The following is a 21,323-nucleotide window of genomic DNA, read 5'->3' as shown; positions in this document are numbered from 1 at the left end:
CCACGCTTGCGGCCATTACGCGCCGGTGTACACCACGCGATACGGGATCCCGACCTTCTCCCACTCGGCAGCCTCCTGGCTGAGGCTGTAGTCGGTCAACGGATTCTGCTCGACCCACGCGCTCGGCAGGCGCACTTCGTACCCGCCCTTCTTCATCTGCGAAACGGAAATGTCGGGCAGCCCCGCATCGGTCCGGCGCCGGCACAGCAGCGCCGCGAGCCGCAGGCAAAACAGCAGCGGCCACTCGACGTCGCGCGCCTGCGACAGCTTGCCGAGCTTGCCCGCATGACCGAGCACGAGCGCGGCCAGCCGCGCCTGGTCGGTGCGCGAGAAACCCGGCATGTCCGCATTGCTCGCGATATAGGCCGAATGCTTGTGATACGCGCTGTGCGAGATCGACAGGCCGATCTCGTGCAACACGGCCGCCCAGCCGAGGAACATCCGCCCTTCCTCGCGCGCCTCTTCGTCGTCTTCCTCGAGTTCGTCGTAGAAACGCACCGCAAGCGCACCGATCCGCTCGGCCTGCGCACGATCGACGCCGTAGCGGCGCGTGAAGCCCTCGACGGTCACCGCGCGCATGTCCTCGTGCTGCGTCCGGCCGAGCAGGTCGTACAGCACGCCTAGGCGCAGCGCGCCGTCGGTCGTATCGACGTAATCGACGCCGAGCTCCTCGAACACCGCGAGCATGATCGCGAGGCCGCCGGCGAGCACCGGCACGCGGTCGGGCTTCAACGCGATCAGCTTGAGCCGGTTGACGTTCTCCGACTTGATCAGCGCGCGCTTCAGCCGCTCCAGGCCACCGCGCGAAATGCCGTGCGTGATGCCCGGATCGTTGAATCCGTTCGCCTCGACGAGTTCCGCGAGCGCACGCGCCGTGCCGGACGACCCGATCGCCTGGTCCCAGCCGGCCTTCTTGTACTCGCTCGAAATGATCTGGATCTCGCGCTTGGCCGCGAGTTCGGCCTGCCGCATCGTGTATTCGTCGACGTTGCCGGCCGGAAAGAAGCTGCGGCTGTGGCTCACGCAGCCGATATACAGGCTCTCCATCACGATCGGCGTGTAGTGCGAGCCAATGATGAATTCGGTCGAGCCGCCGCCGATGTCGACGACGAGCCGCTTGCCGGCACTCGCCGGCACCGAGTGCGCGGCGCCCGCATAGATCAGCCGCGCTTCCTCGCGGCCCGCGATCACTTCGATCGGGAAACCGAGCGCCGCTTCGGCCTCGCCGAGAAATTCGGCGGCGTTCTTCGCGACGCGCAGCGTGTTGGTCGCCACCGCGCGCACATGGTCGGGATGAAAATCGCGCAGGCGCTCGCCGAACCGCTTGAGCGCCTCCCAGCCACGCTCCTGCGACGCGCGATCGAGCATCTTGTCGCTCGACAGGCCCGCGGCCAGCCGAACCGGTTCGCGCAACGCGTCGACGGGATAGATCTGGCTGCCCGCCGGCGTTTCCTCGACGCGCCCGACGATCAGCCGGAAGCTGTTCGAGCCGAGATCCACGGCAGCCAGCAAGTGGGGGGTTGTAACCATCAGAAGGGGGCTCCGTGCGCGGTCGCCCGCGGCAGCCGGACCGGCAACCCAGGGCGATCAATCAAAGGCGACATTTTAAGCGTGGAACGCTTGCCGTTACCACGCTTCACGGGTATGCGCACTGCTCGATTCCATATAGCCGAAACATTTATGCGACGAAATGGTTAAGGCGTAGAATTTCCCGATATAAATACATGATTGTCATCAGCACGTCATCGTACCGTGAGAGTTTCCGAGCGTCCTTTCGAATCATCGCCTGAACTGCCCCCTACTCTGCCGATGTCCGTCCGTTATCCGCTTCTCAATCGTGAACTCGGCATCCTCGGTTTCAACGAGCGCGTGCTGGCCCAGGCGGCCGATCCGCAAGTCCCGTTGCTCGAGCGCCTCCGCTTCATCTGCATCACCAGCAGCAACCTAGACGAATTCTTCGAAGTCCGGATGGCCGGCCTTCAGGAACAGATCCGCGACAATCCCGGCGCGCTGACGCCCGACGGCATGTCGTTGCAGCACGCTTACGACCTCGTCGTCGAACGCGCGCAGCGGCTCGTCCATCGACAGTACACGATGCTGCACGAAACCGTGCTGCCCGCGCTCGAACAGGAAGGCATCTACTTCCACGCGAGCGACACGTGGAACGACGAGCAGCTCGAATGGGCGCGGCGCTACTTCCTCGACGAGCTGCTGCCCGTGCTGACGCCGATCGGCCTCGATCCGGCCCACCCGTTCCCGCGCGTGCTCAACAAGAGCCTGAACTTCGTCGTCGAGCTCGAAGGCCGCGACGCGTTCGGCCGCCAGGCCGTGATGGGCATCGTGCAGGCGCCGCGTGCGCTGCCGCGTGTCGTGCGCATGCCGCACGCGCTGTCGGGCTTCGAGCACGGCTTCGTGCTGCTGAGTTCGTTCATGCAGCGCTTCGTCGGCGAACTCTTCCCGCAACTCGTCGTGAAGAGCTGCAACCAGTTCCGCATCACGCGCAACAGCGAGCTGTTCGTCGACGAGGACGAAATCACGAACCTGCGCGTCGCGCTGCAGGGCGAGCTGCCCGCACGCCACCTCGGCAACGCGGTGCGTCTCGAAGTGTCGGCCGACACACCGGCGCACATCGTGCGCCGCCTGCTCGAGGAAAGCGAGCTCGGCGAAAAGGACTGCTATCGCGTGGCCGGTTCCGTGAACCTCGTGCGGCTGATGCAGATTCCCGATCTCGTCGACCGCCCCGACCTGAAGTTCGCGCCGTTCACCGCGTCGACCCCGGCCTCGATCACGAACGCGCCGACGATGTTCGACGCGATCGACGACGGCGACATCCTGCTGCACCACCCGTACGAGAGCTTCCAGCCCGTGCTCGAACTGCTGCAGCAGGCCGCGAGGGACCCGAGCGTCGTCGCGATCAAGCAGACGATCTACCGCACCGGCACCGATTCGCCGCTGATGGACGCGCTGATGGAAGCCGCGCGCAACGGCAAGGAAGTGACCGTCGTCGTCGAGCTGCTCGCGCGCTTCGACGAGGAGACCAACATCAACTGGGCGTCGCAGCTCGAGGCCGTCGGCGCGCATGTCGTGTACGGCGTGGTCGGCCACAAGTGCCACGCGAAGATGATGCTGATCGTGCGGCGCGTCGTGCAGGGCGGCAAGGCATCGCTGCGCCGCTACGTGCACCTCGGCACCGGCAACTACCACCCGCGCACGGCGCGCCTCTACACCGACTTCGGGCTGATGACGGCCGACCAGAAGATCTGCGAGGACGTCCACCACGTTTTCCAGCAACTGACGGGAATCGGCGGCGAGCTCACGCTGCACGAGCTGTGGCAGTCGCCGTTCACGCTGCATCCGCGCATCATCGACGCGATCGGCGCGGAAATCGACAATGCGCGCGCCGGCAAGCGTGCGCGCATCGTCGCGAAGATGAACGCGCTGCTGGAGCCGTCGGTGATCGCCGCGCTGTACGAAGCGTCGCAGGCCGGCGTGAAGGTCGACCTGATCGTGCGCGGCGTCTGCGCGCTGAAGCCCGGCGTGCCGGGGCTGTCGGAAAACATCACGGTGCGCTCGATCGTCGGCCGCTTCCTCGAGCACCACCGGATCTACTACTTCCATGCGGGCGGCGCCGAGGACGTCTATCTGTCGAGCGCCGACTGGATGGACCGCAACCTGTTCCGCCGCGTCGAAGTCGCGTTCCCGGTCCGCGAGCGCAAGCTCAAGCGGCGCGTGATCGCCGAAGGCCTGTCGGTGTGTCTCGGCGACAACCAGTCGGCATGGCAGATGCACAGCGACGGCCACTACCGCCGCCGTCGCGCCGGCAAGACGCTCCGCAACGCGCAGCTCGGATTGCTCGCGAAGTTCTGCTCGTGAGCCGTCGGCGCGCCGCCAGTCGCGCGAAGCCTCGCGCATGAAAAAGAGCAGCCCGCGGGCTGCTCTTTTGTTTCGAACGTCGGAACGCTACGCGGTCACGCCTCGTACGCGGCCGGCCGGATCGCGATGACGCGCGAACCCGGGAACCGCGCGGTGAACGTACTGCCGCGCCCTTCCTCGCTCTGCACGTACAGGTGCGCGTCGTGCCGCTGCAGCACGTGCTTGACGATCGCCAGCCCGAGGCCCGTGCCGCCGGTGTCGCGCGAACGGCTGCGGTCGACGCGGTAGAAGCGCTCGGTGAGCCGCGGCAGGTCGGCGGCCGGAATGCCGAAGCCGCTGTCCGTGACGGAAAACACGCCCTGCGCGCCCTCGCGCCGCCACGTGACGACGATCTTGCCGCCTTCCGGCGTATAGCGGATCGCGTTCGTGACGAGGTTCGCGAACGCGCTGAACAGCTCCGTCTGCGCCCCCGTGACGCCGAGCGTCTCGTCGATCATGAACGCGATGTCGTGATGCCCGTTCGACAGCGTCTGCGCATCCTCCTTCAGATGGTCGAACACGGCGCGCATGTCGATCGCGTGATCGAGCGGCGGCTTGCTCTCGCCTTCGAGCTTCGCGAGCACCAGCAGGTCGGTCACGATGTGCCGCATGCGCGACGCCTGCTGCTCCATCATGTCGAGATAACGCGCGCGGTCTTCCTCGTTCAGCGGCAGCTCGCGCATCGTCTCGAGAAAGCCCGACAGCACGGTGAGCGGCGTCTTCAGCTCGTGCGACACGTTCGCGACGAAGTCGCGCCGCATCGCGTCGGTGCGTTCGAGCTCGGTGATGTCTTGCGTGAGCAGCAGCTTGCGGTTCTCGCCGTACGGAAACACCTGCACTTCCAGCACGTTCTGCCGCGAGTCGCCCATGCCGCGCATCACGAGCGTCTCGTCGTAAAGCTGCGCGTTCAGGTAGCGGACGAAATCGGGATGGCGCACCAGGTTCGTGATGTGCTGGCGCAGGTCGCGCTTCGCGTCGAGGCCGAAATGAACCTCGGCGATCGCGTTGCACCACTCGATCTGGTCGTGGTCGTCGAGCATCGCGACGCCATTGGGCGACGCCTGGATCGCCTGGATGAAGCGCGAATGCTGCTGCTCGACCTGCCGCACCTGCGCATGCCACTGCTTCGCGAGTTTGTGCAGGCGATAGTAGATTTCGCCCCAGATGCCCGGCGCGCTCGGCACTTCGCCGTAGACGGGCGCGTCGAGCAGGCGCCACAGACGCTGCGTATGGAAGGTGCTGAAAAAGCCCTGCGCGACCAGCATCACGACCACGAACACGAGGCCCGCGGTCGGGCCGGCGAAAACGCCGACCAATACGCCGATCAGCACGAGCAGCACGAGCGACACCAGAAAGCGCGCCCAGATGATGTTCATGATTCAGCGTCCGAAAGAATGAACGGCATGCCGTGGCACACGGCATGCGCGGATACGTTACGCGTGCTTGGCGAGCCGGTAGCCGCTGCCGCGCACGGTCTCGATCATCGCATCGCAACCGGCCGGTTTCAAGGCCGCGCGCAATCGCTTGATGTGCACGTCGACGGTACGCTCCTCGACGAACACGTGGTCGCCCCATACCTGGTCGAGCAGTTGCGTTCGGCTGTGGACACGCTCCGGATGCGTCATGAAGAAATGCAGCAGGCGGAACTCGGTCGGGCCGAGATCGAGCTTGATCTCGCTGCCATCGCCGTGCGCGGCGACGCGATGCGTGGCCGGGTCGAGGCGCAGCCCGTTGATCGACACGACGTCCTCGGTCAGCTGCGGCGCACGGCGGCGCAGCACGGCCTTGATCCGCGCCATCAGCTCCTTCGGCGAGAACGGCTTCGTCACGTAGTCGTCCGCGCCGATTTCGAGGCCGAGCACCTTGTCCTGCTCGTCGCCGCGGGCAGTCAGCATGATGATCGGGATGTGCTTGGTCCGTTCGTTGTTGCGCAGGTCGCGCGCGAACGCAATACCGGACTTGCCCGGCAGCATCCAGTCGAGCAGCACGAGATCGGGCAGCACATCGCTGATCAGGTTCTGCGCCTGTTCGGCGTTGTACGCACGGATCGGGCAGTGACCGGCGTGCTGGAGATTCACCGAGATCAGTTCGGAAATCGCGGGCTCATCTTCAACGACGAGAATGTTGCTGGGCATCGGCACCTCTGTTTTTCCTGTGCTGGGTCGTATTAACTGTTGGCTTCACGGTCGAGCGTGTCGCGCGGCTGGTGCCGCACGTCCGTGCCCTTCACGATGTAGATGATGAATTCGGCGATGTTCTTCGCGTGGTCGCCGATCCGCTCGATCGCCTTCGCGATGAACAGGTACTCGAGGCCGACCGAGATCGTGCGCGGATCTTCCTGCATGTACGACACGAGCTTGCGCACGAACGCGCGGAATTCCAGGTCGATCTCCTTGTCGTCCTTGACGATCTGCGCGGCCGCGACCGTGTCGAGGCGCGCAAACGCGTCGAGCGCGCGGCGCAGGATCGTCACGGCCATCTCGCCCGACACCTTGATCTCGGCGATGTTGACCGCGCGCGCGGCCGGCTCGTCGACCAGGCGGCGCACGCGCTTGGCGATCTTCTCGGCCTCGTCGCCGGCGCGCTCGAGGTTCGTAATCGTTTTCGAAATCGACATCAAAAGGCGCAGGTCGCGCGCGGCCGGCTGCCTCCGCGCGATGATGTTGCCGCACTCCTGGTCGATGTCGACTTCCATCGCGTTCAGCGTTTCCTCGGCCGCGATCACCTTCTCGGCCGTCTCGCGGTCGAACTCGTTCAGCGCGTACATCGCGCCGACGATCTGCGACTCGACGAGGCCGCCCATTTCCAGCACTTTCGACGACACGGCATTCAGGTCCGCATCGAACTGGCTCGACAAATGTTTATCCGACATGGCTGTTGTTCTCCGTCATCAACCGAAACGGCCGGTGATGTAGTCTTCCGTTTCCTTGCGCACCGGCTTGATGAAGATCTTTTCGGTCTCGCCGAACTCGATCAGCTCGCCCAGGTACATGTAGGCCGTGTAATCCGAGCAGCGTGCGGCCTGCTGCATGTTGTGCGTGACGATCACGACCGTGTAGTCGCTCTTCAGCTCCGCGATCAGCTCTTCGATGCGGCCCGTCGAGATCGGGTCGAGCGCCGAGCACGGCTCGTCGAGCAGCAGCACTTCCGGACGGATCGCAATGCCGCGCGCGATGCACAGGCGCTGCTGCTGGCCGCCCGACAGGCCGTAGCCGCTCTGGCCCAGCTTGTCCTTCACTTCGTTCCACAGTGCAGCCTTCGTGAGCGCCCATTCGACGCGGTCGTCCATTTCCGAGCGCGTGAGCTTTTCGAACATCTTCACGCCGAACGCGATGTTGTCGTAGATCGACATCGGGAACGGGGTCGGCTTCTGGAACACCATGCCGATCCGCGCGCGCAGCAGCGAGATGTCGCGCTTCGTCGTCAGCAGGTTCTCGCCGTCCATCAGGATTTCGCCTTCGGCGCGCTGCTCCGGGTAGAGCGCGAACATCTTGTTGAACGTGCGCAGCAGCGTCGACTTGCCGCAACCCGACGGGCCGATGAACGCGGTCACCTTGCCGTCCGGAATACGCAGATTGATGTTCTTCAGCGCATGGAACTTGTTGTAGAAGAAGTTGAGGTTGTTGACCTCGATCTTCGCGTTCAGCGGCGCGAGCGGGCGATCGTTCGCCGCGTCATGCGTGCCGGCCGGCGCAGCGGTGCGCTCGACGGGATTCAGGTGGCTCTCTGCCATATTCATCGGATTGCTCCGCCGTTACTTTTTCGAGAAGATCGAGCGCGCCAGGACGTTGAGTCCGAGCACCCCGAGCGTAATCAGGAACACGCCCGCCCATGCGAGCGACTGCCACTCCGCGAACGGGCTCATCGCGAACTTGTAGATCGTGACCGGCAGGTTCGCCATCGGCTGGCTCATGTCCCACGAGAAGAACTGGTTCGACAGCGCGGTGAACAGCAACGGCGCCGTTTCGCCGGCAATCCGTGCGACCGCGAGCAGCACGCCCGTCACGATCCCGCCGACGGATGCGCGCAGCGTGATCTTCAGCACCATCCGCCACTTCGGCGTACCGAGCGCGAAGGCCGCTTCGCGCAGCGCATTCGGCACGAGCTTCAGCATGTTCTCGGTCGTGCGGATCACGATCGGAATCTGCAGCAGGGCGAGCGCGATGACGCCGGCCCAGCCCGAGAAGCGTCCCGATTTCGCCACGACGATCGCGTACACGAACAGGCCGATGACGATCGACGGCGCCGACAGCAGGATGTCGTTGATGAAGCGGATCGTGCTCGCCAGCAGGTTCTTCTGGCCGTATTCGGCGAGATAAACGCCCGCGAGGATGCCGATCGGCGTGCCGACCAGCGTGCCGAATCCGCACAGCAGCAGGCTGCCGACGATCGCGTTCGCGAGACCGCCGCCTTCCGTGTTCGGCGCCGGCGTCGATTCGGTGAACAGCTGCAGCGACAGGCCGCCGATACCGAGGTGCACCGTCGTGTAGAGAATCCACACGAGCCACAGCAGGCCGAACGCCATCGCGCCGAGCGACGCGGTAAGCGCGATCGCGTTGATCGCCTTGCGCTTGCGCTGCAGGCGGTTGCGCATCGCGTCGAGCACGGCGCCGTCGGCTCCCGGGAAATTCATGATGGGCTCGCTCATTTCTTGCCCTCTCCCTTCTCGAGACGAAGCAGCAGCAGTTTGGAGATGGACAGCACGATGAACGTGATCACGAAGAGAATCAGGCCGAGTTCCATCAGCGCGGACGTATGCAGGCCCGGCTGCGCTTCGGCGAATTCGTTCGCGAGCGCCGACGTGATGCTGTTGCCCGGCGCGAACAGCGATACGCTGTCGAGCAGGTTGGTGTTGCCGATCACGAAGGTCACGGCCATCGTTTCGCCGAGCGCGCGGCCGAGGCCGAGCATCACGCCGCCGATCACGCCGGTCTTCGTGTAGGGCAGCACGACCTTCCACATCACTTCCCAGGTCGTGCAGCCGATCCCGTACGCGGATTCCTTCAGCAGCACGGGCGTGACCTCGAACACGTCGCGCATCACCGACGCGATGTACGGGATGATCATGATCGCGAGGATCACGCCGGCCGCGAGGATGCCGATGCCGATCGGCGGGCCCGCCGTCAGCGGACCGAGCACCCAGACGTCCTTGAACAGGCGGCCGATCGGCTTCTGGAAGTATTCGGCGAAGATCGGCGCGAACACGAGCAGGCCCCACATGCCGTACACGATCGACGGAATCGCGGCGAGCAGCTCGATCGCGATGCCGAGCGGGCGGCGCAGCCAGACGGGCGACAATTCGGTGAGGAACAGTGCGATGCCGAAGCTGACGGGCACCGCGATGACGAGCGCAATGAGCGACGTCACGATCGTGCCGTAGATCGGCACGAGTGCGCCGTAGATGTCCGAGTTGGGATCCCACTCGGATTGCCACAGGAAGCCGAGGCCGAACTTCTCGATGGTCGGCATCGACGCAACGATCAGGGAAACGATGATCCCGCCCAGCAGCAGCAGGGTCACGATCGCGGCGAGCCGAGCGAGGCCGCCGAACAGGACATCCCCGAGACGACCCGGCGCGCGCTGCGCACCGTCGGACGATCGGGAGGACGTGTAGGAAATATCAGACATGGGTGCCTGCTTTTGATCGCCGGGCGCCATGACGCCCGGCTTTACCGCACACACTGCCCGGCCGGCGCGGCCGGGCAGCGAACCGCTGCATTGCTTACTCGGCGGCGACCGCCTTGCCCGAAGCGTCCGTCACCTTCGTCTTCCACTGCTTGCGGATTTCCGTCTCGACCGCCGACGGCAGCGAGATGTAGTCGAGGCTGTCGGCAGCCTTCTCGCCGTTCTTGAACGCCCAGCTGAAGAACTTCAGCGTTTCGGCGCCCTGCTCCGGCTTGTCCTGCTTCGCGTGCAGCAGCACGAACGTCGCGCCGACGACCGGCCATGCGTCCTTGCCCGGCTGGTTCGTCAGGATCTGGTAGAACGACTTCGACCAGTTCGCGCCGGCCGCGGCCGCCTTGAACGTTTCCGTCTTCGGCTCGACCACCGTGCCCGTCGAGTTCTTCAGGGCCGTGTAGACCATGTTGTTCTTCTTCGCGTACGCCCATTCGACGTAGCCGATCGCGCCCGGCAGGCGCTGCACGAAGGCCGCGACGCCGTCGTTGCCCTTGCCGCCCGTGCCCGTCGGCCAGTTGACCGTCGTGCCTTCGCCGATCTTCGACTTCCACTCGTCGTTGACCTTCGACAGGTAGTTCGTCCAGATGAAGCTGGTGCCCGAACCGTCAGCGCGGCGAACCACGGCGATGTCCGTATCCGGCAGCTTGACCTTCGGGTTCAGCGCGGCGATCGCCGGGTCGTTCCACTTCTTGATCTTGCCGAGGTAGATGTCGCCGAGCACCGGGCCCGACAGCGTCAGTTCGCCGGCCTTCACGCCCGGCACGTTGACGACCGGCACCACGCCGCCGACCACCGTCGGGAACTGGAACAGGCCTTCCTTCGCAAGCTCTTCATCCTTCAGCGGAGCGTCCGAACCGGCAAAATCGACCGTCTTCGCGATGATCTGCTTCAGGCCGCCCGACGAGCCGATGCCCTGGTAGTTGACCTTCGAACCGCCGGACTGCTGGTAGTCGGCAGCCCATTTCGTATAGATCGGCATCGCGAACGTGCTGCCTGCGCCCGTGATGTCGGCAGCGTGGGCGGCGACGGCGAAAAGCGCGCCAGCCAGGCCGGCAATCGCGGTTTGCATCAATTTCATGAGACCTCCAGTGTGTGAGCGGATGACTACGGCACCGCGAAGGTTAGGGGCTCCTCATGACGGTAATGTGACAATCGATGAAACTGGCGTGACAGTAACATGACTGGTTGAAAGGGAATAGCGAGGGGGCGCGGGCGGCGCCTGGGCGGCACCGGAACGGCCATGGCGGCAAGAATTGCCTGCCTGGCAAGGACCTGGCGGACACCCGATTCGCGGGTGGACCGGCGGATCGCCGCAGGGCGCCGGCGAGGCGGGAAGCCCTGCCGGTGGCGGGCTGGATATCCGGGGTCGGAGGATTTATCTGGTCGGAAGCATGCGCGTGCGGAAACACACGCCCAAAACACATCTATATATCGCCAACCTTTGCGTCTGACGAAATGGCGGCGCCCCGAAGGCGCCGCCTGGTCATTCGTCGGAACGCCGGCGCGCGGGCGACGGGACTGCCGCGCGCCGCCATCCCGCATCAGGTTGTCGCGGCGCGCACCGCGTCGGCGATCGTCTCCGCATGGCGCACCGCGTCGGCCGCCTGCTGCGCCTCGACCATCACGCGCAGCACGGGCTCGGTGCCCGATGCGCGGATCAGCACGCGACCGCGGCCGGCGAGCGCGGCCTCCGCCGCGTCGATCGCCGCGCGAATCGATGCGCTGCCCTTCCAGTCGGCACCCGGCTTCATCCGCACGTTGATCAGCTTCTGCGGGAACAGCGTGACGCCGTCGAGCATCTGCGCGAGCGTACGGCCGCCGCGCTTCAGCGCGGCCAGCACGAGCAGCGCCGACACGATGCCGTCGCCGGTCGAATGCCGGTCGAGCGACAGGATGTGGCCCGACCCTTCCGCGCCGAGCTGCCAGCCGTGTTCGCGCAACTGCTCGAGCACGTAGCGGTCGCCGACCGCCGCGCGGACGAACTTCACGCCCTCGCGTTGCAACGCGACTTCGACCGCGAGGTTCGTCATCAGCGTGCCGACCGCGCCGTCGACCTTGCCGTCCGTCGCGATCCGGTCCTTCACGAGCACGTAGAGGAGTTCGTCGCCGTTGTACAGGCGACCGGTCGAATCGACGACCTGCAGGCGGTCCGCATCGCCGTCGAGCGCAATGCCGAGATCGGCGTGGTTCGCCCGCACCGCGCGCACGAGCGCGTCCGGCGCGGTCGCACCGACGCCGTCGTTGATGTTGAAGCCGTTCGGCGCGACGCCGATCGGGATCACGTCCGCGCCAAGCTCGTGGAATACGTGCGGCGCGATCTGGTAGGCGGCGCCGTGCGCGCAATCGATCACGAGCTTCAGCCCGCGCAGGTCGAACGCGGCCGGGAACGTGCTCTTGCAGAACTCGATGTAGCGGCCTGCCGCGTCGTCGAGGCGGCGCGCCTTGCCGAGGCCGTCGGACGACGCGCACTCGAGCGGCTTGTCGAGCCACGCTTCGATCGCGGCTTCCGTGTCGTCGGGCAGCTTGTTGCCGTCAGCCGAGAAAAACTTGATCCCGTTGTCGTGATACGGGTTGTGCGATGCACTGATCACGACACCGGCCGACAGGCGCAGCGCGCGCGTCAGGTACGCGACGCCCGGCGTCGGCATCGGGCCGGCCAGCATCACGTCGACGCCCGCCGCCGAGAAGCCGGCCTCGAGTGCGGCCTCGAGCATGTAGCCCGACACGCGGGTGTCCTTGCCGATCAGCACGGTCGGACGCGCGCCCGCCGCGACGTCGGCCGAACCGGCCAGCACCTTGCCCGCCGCATAACCGAGACGCAACACGAAATCCGGTGTGATGGGTGCCTCGCCCACCGTGCCGCGAATGCCGTCCGTGCCGAAATATCGACGTCCCATGGGATCCTTTCTCCTTCGTCTTTTGACTTATCGTTGCCGCGCGGCTTCGCGCACGGCATTCCACACTTTCAACGCATCGACCGTCGCCGCGACGTCGTGCACGCGCACGATCGCGGCACCGCGCCCGACCGCGCACAACGCGGCGGCCACGCTCGCCGCGACGCGCTCCATCGGCGGCTTGCCGCCGATCACCGCGCCGAGCATCGACTTGCGCGACATGCCCGCGAGTATCGGATATGCCCGTCCGTCGGGCCGCAGGGGCGCCGTGTCCGGCAACGCGGCCAGCAGCGCATAGTTGTCGTCGACGACCGCCTTGCCGAACCCGAAACCGGGATCGACGCAGATCCGCTCCGGGGCAATGCCCGCGTCGCGCAGCGCCTGCGCACGCACGGCGAGAAAATCGCGCACGTCGGTCACCACATCGCCGTAGTCGGGTTCGCCGACCTGCATCGTCTGCGGCTCGCCGAGCATGTGCATCGCGCACAGTCCGCTGTTGCCCTCGCGCACCGCGTCGATCGCGCCTGGCTGGCGGAACCCCCAGATGTCGTTGATCAGGTCCGCGCCGGCGGCCAGCGCCGCGCGCATCACGGCCGGCTTGTATGTGTCGATCGACAGCGGCACGTTCAGCGGCCGCAGCGCCTCGACGAGCGGAATCACGCGCGCCAGCTCCTCGTCGAGCGGCACGGGCGGTGCGCCGGGGCGCGTCGATTCGCCGCCGATGTCGAGGATATCCGCGCCGTCGGCAATCATCCGCTCGGCCTGGCGCAGCGCATCGTCGCGCGCGAGGAAGCGGCCGCCGTCGGAGAACGAATCGGGCGTGGCGTTGAGGATGCCCATCACGAGCGGGCGCTCGAACGTCAGCTCGAAGCGGCCGCACTGGAGGGGCGCGGGAATGAACGGGGACACAGCGGAATCGGACACGAGCGACTGGCGTGGATGAATGCAAAACGGGCCGGTGTGAAGCCACACCAGCCCGTGAACGGTGCTAAAGCGGAGAGATTACGCCGCCGGCGTAGCCGGCGCCGGTGCGTTGCCGGGCTTGACCTCGGCGCTGCTGCCACCGCCCGACGAATCGCCGCCGACCGCCGCCGAGCTCTTCGGCGAACGCGGCGGACGACCTTCCATGATGTCGTTGATCTGATCGGCGTCGATCGTCTCCCACTCCATCAGGGCGGCCGTCATCGCCTCGACCTTGTCGCGGTTCTCCTCGAGCAGACGGCGCGCAAGGCCGTACTGTTCGTCGAGCACGCGACGGATTTCCGAGTCGACCTTCTGCTGCGTCGCTTCCGAAATCGTGCGCGTGAAACCGCGGCCGAACGGCGATGCATCGTTTTCGTCGTCGACGTAGACCATCGGCCCGAGCGCGTCGGTCATGCCGAAACGGGCGACCATCGCACGCGCCGTCTGCGTCGCCTTGTTGAAGTCGTCCGATGCGCCGGTGCTGACGAGGTTCATGAACAGCTCTTCCGCCACGCGACCACCGAACAGGATCGCGAGGCGATCCATCAGGTAGTCCTTCGAGTACGTCTCGTTGTCGTGCTCCGGCAACTGCCACGTGACGCCCAGCGCACGGCCGCGCGGAATGATCGTGACCTTGTGCACGGGGTCGGCCTTCGGCAGCAGCTTCGCGATCACCGCGTGGCCCGACTCGTGATACGCGGTCGCACGCTTCGCTTCCTCGCGGATCACGGCCGACTTGCGCTCCGGACCCATGAAGATCTTGTCCTTCGCGTCCTCGAAGTCCTGCATCTCGACGATGCGCTTGCCGCGGCGGGCGGCGAACAGCGCGGCTTCGTTCACGAGGTTCGCGAGATCGGCGCCGGAGAAGCCCGGCGTGCCGCGTGCGATGACGGCCGCGTCGACGTCGTTCGCGATCGGCACCTTGCGCAGGTGCACGCGCATGATCTGCTCGCGGCCGCGGATGTCCGGCAGGCCGACATAGACCTGGCGGTCGAAACGGCCCGGACGCAGCAGCGCCTTGTCGAGCACGTCGGAACGGTTGGTCGCGGCGATCACGATTACGCCGGAGTTCGCCTCGAAGCCGTCCATCTCGACGAGCATCTGGTTCAGCGTCTGCTCGCGCTCGTCGTTGCCGCCGCCCATGCCGGCGCCGCGATGACGGCCGACCGCGTCGATTTCGTCGATGAACACGATACACGGTGCATGCTTCTTCGCCTGCTCGAACATGTCGCGCACACGGGCCGCACCGACGCCGACGAACATTTCGACGAAGTCCGAACCCGAGATGCTGAAGAACGGCACCTTCGCTTCACCGGCGATCGCGCGGGCCAGCAGCGTCTTGCCGGTACCCGGCGGGCCGACCAGCAGCACGCCGCGCGGAATGCGGCCGCCCAGCTTCTGGAATTTCTGCGGATCGCGCAGGAAGTCGACGAGCTCGGACACTTCTTCCTTCGCTTCGTCGCAGCCCGCGACGTCGGAGAAGTTCACCGCGTTGTTGTTCTCGTCGATCAGCCGCGCACGCGATTTCCCGAACGAGAATGCGCCGCCTTTGCCGCCTCCCTGCATCTGCCTCATCATGTAGAACCAGAACACGATGATCAGGATCGTCGGCCCGAGGTAGTACAGCGCGGACATCAGCGCGTTCGGCTCGTCGTCGGCCTTGCCGCTGACCTGCACGCCGTACTTCATCAGATCGCCGACCATCCAGATGTCGCCGGGCGACACGATCTGGTATTTCTGGCCATCAGCCGGAGTGACGGTGAGGTTGCGCCCCTGAACGATGACGTTCTTGACCTTGCCGTTCTTGGCGTCGTCCATGAACTGCGAATAGGACACGCCTTCCTGGACGCGGGGCTTGTCGAACTGCTTGAACACCGTAAACAGCACCAGTGCGATCACCAGCCACACCGCTGCCTTCGAAAACATATTGTTGTTCAAAGCACCACTCCTTCACTCGTAGACGAGCGCCTACATTTTCCTTGCGGCGCCCCTCGGTCATTCTAATCCAGTCCGACCACCCCCGCCATAAGCATTGACAACCGCCGCGATAGCGCTTCGCTTGTCTGGCAAGGGCCGGAGCCCGTTTGCGGTATCCCGCTCCGCGTCACCGCGGATGCTTCAGATGCCGACCCAAAATGAACGTTTCGGACGATTTGTCGCGGGACGCCTTCGGCTTGCGCGGCGCGACGGTCTTAAACTGCTGTTTGAATTTCTCGACGATCTGGCTGTAGCCGCTGCCGTGAAAGCACTTCACGAGCAGCGCACCGTCCGGCTTCAGATGATTCTGCGCGAATTCGAGCGCCAGATCGCAGAGATGCTCGATGCGCGCCGCGTCTGCCGAGGCCACGCCGGAGAGGTTGGGGGCCATGTCGGAAATAACAAGGTCCACCGCGCGCCCTTCGAGCACTTCTTCGAGCTGGTGAAGGACATCGTCCTCGCGGAAGTCGCCCTGGAGAAAGTGGACGTCGGCGATCGGCTCCATCGGCAGGATGTCGAGCGCCACGATCGTGCCGTCGATGCCGCCTTCGCGCTCCGCGTCACGCTTCTTGCCCTGCGCGAGCTTGTTGCGGGCATACTGGCTCCAGCTGCCCGGCGTCGCGCCGAGGTCGACGATCACCTGGCCCGGACGGATCAGCTTGTCCTGCTCGTCGATTTCCTTCAGCTTGTACGCGGCGCGCGCGCGATAGCCCTCCCGCTGCGCCATTTTGACGTACGGGTCGTTGATGTGGTCGTGCAGCCAGTGCTGGTTGAAGCGGTTTTTTGCCATTCGAGAGAGAGATTGCTGCCAATTGCTTCGTGAAGCCGCGCTTTTAGCGGATAATACGCGTCTTCTTCGCGCGGCTGCGGCCCCTTTTCAGGCCCAAGCCGCGATTTTACGTGGTTTCGGCGCACGGCTGACGCGGTAACTTCCCGCGATCGCCATTCAGTCAGCGCGCCCTTATTTAGATTTCGACATTCCCATGCCCGCCCTTTCGCTTTCTCCCGCCGAGCGCTCCGCGCTGCGCTCCCAGGCCCATGCGCTCAAGCCCGTCGTGCTGATCGGCGCCGAAGGGCTGACCGACGCCGTGCTGAAGGAAATCAAGGTGCACCTCAACGCGCACCAGCTGATCAAGATCCGCGTGTTCGGCGACGAACGCGACGAGCGCATCGCGATCTACGACGAGATCTGCGACCGCCTGAGCGCCGCGCCGATCCAGCACATCGGCAAGCTGCTGGTGATCTGGAAGCCCGAAGCCGCCGCGGCGTCCCCGGCCCGCGGCCGTCGTGCCGGCACGCTGCCGAGCGCGGCCGAAGCCGCCGACGACAGGAAAGGCCGCGCACCGCGCACCGTCAAGGTCGTCAAGGTGTCGCCGAACGCGAGCCCCGTGCGTCGCCCGAAGCCGATGAAGGTCGTCGTGCGCGGCAACGAGCGCGTGACGGCCGGCGGCAACGTGAAGCGTGCGAAAAAGCGCCAGGCCAGCACCAAGCGGCCGTTCCAGGACAAGTAATCACGCATGCGGCACGGGCCATCCCGTGCCGCGCTGCCCGCGCGGCGCTCAGGCGTCGCGTGCCGGCAGACGCCAGATCAGCATCAGCCCCAGCACGCTCTCGACGAGGTAGAACACGCTCGAGACGCCGTGCAGCATCCCGAAGCGGCTTGCATACGGCGAATTCGCGATATCGGTGCCCGCCTCCATCGCGGCCACCCGCAGCGCGTTCATGAACGGCTGCAGCGCAAAATACCCGACCAGCACGCACCCGACCATCGCGGCGACGACCCAGCGCACGCGGCGATATTCGCTGCTGCCGCGCCGCACCTGCTGGTTCGACAGCGCGAGCAGCAGCACGCCGCACACGACGCCGAGGATCGCCTCGATACGGAACAGCTGGGCGGCGACCGAACCGGCCGTCATCCGCTCCAGCGTCTTGAACAATACGGGCGCGACCGCATACCCGATCGTCAGCAGGCTGCCGACCCACACGGCCGACAGCAGGCGGAACACGCGATGCGGCATCACGTCGCCCCGCTTCAGATGTAGCTGACCGAGATGATTTCGTACTCGCGCACGCCGCTCGGCGCCTGCACGGCCGCGACGTCGCCTTCGGACTTGCCGATCAGCGCGCGCGCGATCGGCGAGCTGACCGAGATCAGGCCGTGATCGATGTCGGCTTCGTCGTCGCCGACGATCTGGTACTTGACGGTGTCGCCCGATTCGAGATCCTCGAGCTCGACGGTCGACGCGAAGACCACGCGGCCTTCCGCGTCGAGCACGGTGGGATCGATGACCTGCGCGGCCGACAGCTTCGATTCGATTTCCGCGATACGACCCTCGATGAAGCCCTGCTTTTCCTTCGCGGCATCGTATTCGGCGTTTTCGGACAGGTCGCCCTGTGCGCGGGCCTCCGCGATCGCGTTGATCACGGCCGGCCGCTCGACGGACTTGAGGCGCTGCAATTCATCGCGCAGTTGCTCCGCGCCACGCTTTGTCAACGGAATGGTGCTCATAAACGGCTCAATCGCTAAAAACGGCTTTAAAAAAAATCACCGCGATTAAGCGCGTTTCCGATGCACTGGAAACACCGCCTAATCGCGGCACGTGTTGCTTCGACAGGTAACTGACTGCTTAGTTTAGGCGAGCGTGAAGACCTTGTAAATCATAGACTTCCAGATCCTTCAGGTAGCGCAAGCCTTCGACGGCCGCGCGCGCGCCCGACATCGTCGTGTAGTACGTGACCTTGTGCGCCTGCGCGCTCATGCGGATCGAACGCGAATCGGCGATCGCCTGGCGCGTCTCGTCGACGGTCGTGAACACGAGGGCGATCTCGCCGTTCTTGATCATGTCGACGATGTGCGGACGGCCGTCCTTCACCTTGTTCACGACCTTCACCGGCACGCCGGCCGCTTCGATCGCGGCAGCCGTCCCCTTCGTCGCGACGATCGGGTAGCCGAGGTCGTGCAGCATGCGCGCGACTTCGACGGCCTTCGGCTTATCCGCGTCCATCACGGTCAGCAGCACCGTGCCCGACTCCGGCAGGCGCGAGCCGGCCGCGAGCTGCGACTTGAACAGCGCTTCGCCGAACGTCTGGCCGACGCCCATCACTTCGCCGGTCGAGCGCATTTCAGGCCCGAGGACCGGATCGACGGTCGGGAACTTGACGAACGGGAACACGGCCTCCTTCACGCTGAAGTACGGCGGCTCGACTTCCTTCGTCACGCCCTGCTGCGCGAGCTTCTGGCCGACCATCGCGCGCGCCGCGATCTTCGCGAGCGGCAGGCTGGTCGCCTTCGACACGTACGGCACCGTGCGCGATGCGCGCGGGTTCACTTCCAGCACGTAGATGATGTCCTGCTTCGAGCCGTCCGCCTGCGGCACCTGCTGGATCGCGAACTGCACGTTCATCAGGCCGACCACGTTCAGCGCCTTCGCCATCGCGCCCGTCTGGCGCTTCAGCTCGGCCACGGTTTCCTTCGACAGCGAGTACGGCGGCAGCGAGCATGCCGAGTCGCCCGAGTGGACGCCCGCCTGCTCGATGTGCTCCATCACGCCGCCGATGAACACGGCTTCGCCGTCGCAGATGCAGTCGACGTCGCATTCGATCGCGTCGTTCAGGAAGCGGTCGAGCAGCACCGGCGAATCGTTCGACACCTTCACGGCCTCGCGCATGTAGCGCTCGAGGTCGCGCGGCTCGTGGACGATTTCCATCGCGCGGCCGCCCAGCACGTACGACGGGCGCACGACGAGCGGGTAGCCGATTTCGTCCGCGAGCGCGAGCGCTTCGTCTTCGGCGCGCGCGGTGCGGTTCGGCGGCTGGCGCAGGCCGAGGTCCTGCAGCAGCTTCTGGAAGCGCTCGCGGTCTTCGGCCGCGTCGATCATGTCCGGCGACGTGCCGACGATCGGCACGCCGTGCGCCTCGAGGTCGAGCGCGAGCTTCAGCGGCGTCTGGCCGCCGTACTGGACGATCACGCCGACCGGCTTTTCCTTGTCGACGATCTCGAGCACGTCTTCGAGCGTCAGCGGCTCGAAGTACAGGCGGTCGGACGTGTCATAGTCGGTCGACACCGTTTCCGGGTTGCAGTTGACCATGATCGTTTCGTAGCCGTCCTCGCGCATCGCGAGCGCCGCGTGCACGCAGCAGTAGTCGAACTCGATGCCCTGGCCGATCCGGTTCGGGCCGCCGCCCAGCACCATGATCTTCTTGTTGGTGGTCGGCTGCGCCTCGCACTCTTCCTCGTAGGTCGAGTACATGTACGCCGTCTTCGTCGCGAATTCGGCCGCGCAGGTGTCGACGCGCTTGTAGACCGGGCGCACGTTCAGTTCGATACGACGCTTGCGCACGTCTTCCGGCGTCGCGCCGAGCAACTTCGCGAGGCGGCGGTCGGAGAAGCCGCTCTGCTTCAGGTAGCGCAGCTCGTCGAACGTCAGCGACGCGAGCGTGCGGCCCGACAGCGCCTTTTCCTTCAGGATGATCTGCTCGATCTGCTCGAGGAACCACGGGTCGATCGCGGTTTCCGCGAAGATTTCCTCGGCCGTCATGCCGATGCGGAATGCGTCGCCCACGTACCAGATGCGGTCCGGGCCCGGCTCGTGGATCTCGATCGCGATCTCGTCGCGGTTGGTCGACTTCTCGTCGAGACCGTCGACGCCGACCTCGAGGCCGCGCAGCGCCTTCTGGAACGATTCCTGGAACGTGCGGCCGATCGCCATCACTTCGCCGACCGACTTCATCTGCGTGGTGAGGCGCGAATCGGCTTCACGGAACTTCTCGAACGCGAAACGCGGGATCTTCGTGACGACGTAGTCGATCGTCGGCTCGAACGACGCCGGCGTCTGGCCGCCGGTGATTTCGTTCTTCAGCTCGTCGAGCGTGTAGCCGACCGCCAGCTTCGCGGCGACCTTCGCGATCGGGAAGCCCGTCGCCTTCGATGCGAGCGCCGACGAACGCGACACGCGCGGGTTCATTTCGATGACGACCATGCGGCCGTCCTTCGGGTTGATCGAGAACTGCACGTTCGAGCCGCCGGTGTCGACGCCGATCTCGCGCAGCACCGCGAGCGATGCGTTGCGCAGGATCTGGTATTCCTTGTCGGTGAGCGTCTGCGCCGGCGCGACCGTGATCGAGTCGCCGGTGTGCACGCCCATCGGGTCGAGGTTCTCGATCGAGCAGACGATGATGCAGTTGTCGGCGCGGTCGCGCACGACTTCCATCTCGTATTCCTTCCAGCCGAGCAGCGACTCTTCGATCAGCAGCTCGCGCGTGGGCGACAGGTCGAGACCGCGCTTGCAGATCTCCTCGAACTCCTCGCGGTTGTACGCGATGCCGCCGCCCGAGCCGCCGAGCGTGAACGACGGACGGATCACGACCGGGTAGCCGCTGCCGCCGGTGCCGGCCATGATCTCGGCATGCACCTGGGTCGCCTCTTCCATCGAGTGCGCGATGCCCGACTTCGCGGAGCCGAGACCGATCTTGGTCATCGCTTCCTTGAACTTCTGGCGGTCTTCCGCCTTGTCGATCGCTTCCGGCGACGCGCCGATCAGCTCGACGCCGAACTTCTCGAGCACGCCGTGGTGATGCAGGTCGAGCGCGCAGTTCAGCGCGGTCTGGCCGCCCATCGTCGGCAGGATCGCGTCCGGGCGCTCCTTCTCGATGATGCGTGCGACGACTTCCCACGTGATCGGCTCGATGTAGGTCACGTCGGCCGTATTCGGGTCGGTCATGATCGTCGCCGGGTTGCTGTTGACGAGAATGACCTTGTAGCCCTCCTCACGCAACGCCTTGCAAGCCTGCGCGCCCGAGTAGTCGAACTCGCACGCCTGGCCGATGATGATCGGGCCGGCGCCGATGATGAGGATGCTCTTGATGTCTGTGCGTTTTGGCATGGCTTGTGAATTCAAT

General features: G+C 65.5%; 17 protein-coding genes. 2 read left to right on the top strand and 15 right to left on the bottom strand.

Going from position 1 to position 21,323, the window contains the following annotated elements; translation table 11 throughout:
- Window positions 1-15: 15 nt before the first annotated feature.
- A complete protein-coding gene (gene ppx / locus AC1VVG_RS06645; protein ID WP_482835386.1) occupies window positions 16-1,530 on the bottom strand; it encodes an exopolyphosphatase in 1,515 nt (504 codons plus the stop codon).
- Window positions 1,531-1,809: 279 nt separating this feature from the next.
- Here ppx and ppk1 point away from each other — a divergent pair, with 279 nt between their 5' ends.
- Window positions 1,810-3,873, top strand: a complete 2,064-nt coding sequence (ppk1, locus tag AC1VVG_RS06640) for a polyphosphate kinase 1 (protein WP_069705430.1) — start codon at window positions 1,810-1,812, stop codon at window positions 3,871-3,873.
- Window positions 3,874-3,968: 95 nt separating this feature from the next.
- Here the strand turns inward: ppk1 and phoR are convergent, their stop codons facing one another.
- From phoR to AC1VVG_RS06585, 11 genes are all read right to left on the bottom strand, one after another.
- Window positions 3,969-5,288: a phosphate regulon sensor histidine kinase PhoR gene (gene phoR, locus AC1VVG_RS06635; RefSeq protein ID WP_034186664.1), complete on the bottom strand. Its 1,320-nt coding sequence runs from the start codon at window positions 5,286-5,288 to the stop codon at window positions 3,969-3,971.
- 57 nt (window positions 5,289-5,345) lie between these two features.
- Entirely contained in the window at window positions 5,346-6,047 is a 702-nt protein-coding gene (phoB, locus tag AC1VVG_RS06630) for a phosphate regulon transcriptional regulator PhoB (RefSeq protein ID WP_006750313.1), read from the bottom strand.
- Window positions 6,048-6,079: 32 nt separating this feature from the next.
- Window positions 6,080-6,784 (bottom strand): phosphate signaling complex protein PhoU, encoded by a 705-nt coding sequence (gene phoU / locus AC1VVG_RS06625; RefSeq protein WP_034186663.1) that lies wholly within the window; start codon window positions 6,782-6,784, stop codon window positions 6,080-6,082.
- A gap of 18 nt (window positions 6,785-6,802) precedes the next feature.
- The gene (gene pstB, locus AC1VVG_RS06620) at window positions 6,803-7,651 is read right to left on the bottom strand and encodes a phosphate ABC transporter ATP-binding protein PstB (protein WP_034186662.1); all 849 of its coding nucleotides are present in this window, start codon (window positions 7,649-7,651) and stop codon (window positions 6,803-6,805) included.
- A 15-nt stretch (window positions 7,652-7,666) separates the two neighbouring features.
- A complete protein-coding gene (gene pstA, locus AC1VVG_RS06615) occupies window positions 7,667-8,560 on the bottom strand; it encodes a phosphate ABC transporter permease PstA (protein WP_034186661.1) in 894 nt (297 codons plus the stop codon).
- Window positions 8,557-9,540, bottom strand: a complete 984-nt coding sequence (gene pstC / locus AC1VVG_RS06610) for a phosphate ABC transporter permease PstC (RefSeq protein ID WP_059557054.1) — start codon at window positions 9,538-9,540, stop codon at window positions 8,557-8,559. The genes pstA and pstC overlap by 4 nt, the downstream gene beginning before the upstream one ends.
- A gap of 94 nt (window positions 9,541-9,634) precedes the next feature.
- Window positions 9,635-10,669 carry a phosphate ABC transporter substrate-binding protein PstS gene (pstS, locus tag AC1VVG_RS06605; protein WP_034186659.1) on the bottom strand — a complete coding sequence of 345 codons (1,035 nt, stop codon included), beginning with the start codon at window positions 10,667-10,669 and terminating at the stop codon, window positions 9,635-9,637.
- Between the two features lie 463 nt (window positions 10,670-11,132).
- Window positions 11,133-12,488 (bottom strand): phosphoglucosamine mutase, encoded by a 1,356-nt coding sequence (gene glmM, locus AC1VVG_RS06600; RefSeq protein ID WP_034186658.1) that lies wholly within the window; start codon window positions 12,486-12,488, stop codon window positions 11,133-11,135.
- Between the two features lie 27 nt (window positions 12,489-12,515).
- Window positions 12,516-13,325, bottom strand: coding sequence for a dihydropteroate synthase (gene folP, locus AC1VVG_RS06595; RefSeq protein ID WP_437341336.1), 810 nt, complete (start codon window positions 13,323-13,325; stop codon window positions 12,516-12,518).
- A 162-nt stretch (window positions 13,326-13,487) separates the two neighbouring features.
- Window positions 13,488-15,386 carry an ATP-dependent zinc metalloprotease FtsH gene (gene ftsH / locus AC1VVG_RS06590; protein WP_034186656.1) on the bottom strand — a complete coding sequence of 633 codons (1,899 nt, stop codon included), beginning with the start codon at window positions 15,384-15,386 and terminating at the stop codon, window positions 13,488-13,490.
- A gap of 166 nt (window positions 15,387-15,552) precedes the next feature.
- A complete protein-coding gene (locus tag AC1VVG_RS06585; protein ID WP_034186655.1) occupies window positions 15,553-16,215 on the bottom strand; it encodes an RlmE family RNA methyltransferase in 663 nt (220 codons plus the stop codon).
- A gap of 193 nt (window positions 16,216-16,408) precedes the next feature.
- Here AC1VVG_RS06585 and AC1VVG_RS06580 point away from each other — a divergent pair, with 193 nt between their 5' ends.
- A complete protein-coding gene (locus tag AC1VVG_RS06580) occupies window positions 16,409-16,936 on the top strand; it encodes a YhbY family RNA-binding protein (RefSeq protein WP_482835385.1) in 528 nt (175 codons plus the stop codon).
- A 48-nt stretch (window positions 16,937-16,984) separates the two neighbouring features.
- Here the strand turns inward: AC1VVG_RS06580 and AC1VVG_RS06575 are convergent, their stop codons facing one another.
- From AC1VVG_RS06575 to carB, 3 genes are all read right to left on the bottom strand, one after another.
- Entirely contained in the window at window positions 16,985-17,443 is a 459-nt protein-coding gene (locus tag AC1VVG_RS06575) for a DUF4149 domain-containing protein (protein ID WP_034186653.1), read from the bottom strand.
- Window positions 17,444-17,457: 14 nt separating this feature from the next.
- Complete coding sequence (gene greA / locus AC1VVG_RS06570; RefSeq protein WP_021163362.1) at window positions 17,458-17,934, bottom strand: transcription elongation factor GreA; 477 nt, start codon at window positions 17,932-17,934, stop codon at window positions 17,458-17,460.
- A 118-nt stretch (window positions 17,935-18,052) separates the two neighbouring features.
- Window positions 18,053-21,307 (bottom strand): carbamoyl-phosphate synthase large subunit, encoded by a 3,255-nt coding sequence (carB, locus tag AC1VVG_RS06565; RefSeq protein WP_200087379.1) that lies wholly within the window; start codon window positions 21,305-21,307, stop codon window positions 18,053-18,055.
- Window positions 21,308-21,323: the final 16 nt, after the last annotated feature.

This window comes from Burkholderia sp. L-4, from assembly GCF_056856535.1.
This window is presented reverse-complemented; position numbering and strand designations above follow the sequence as displayed.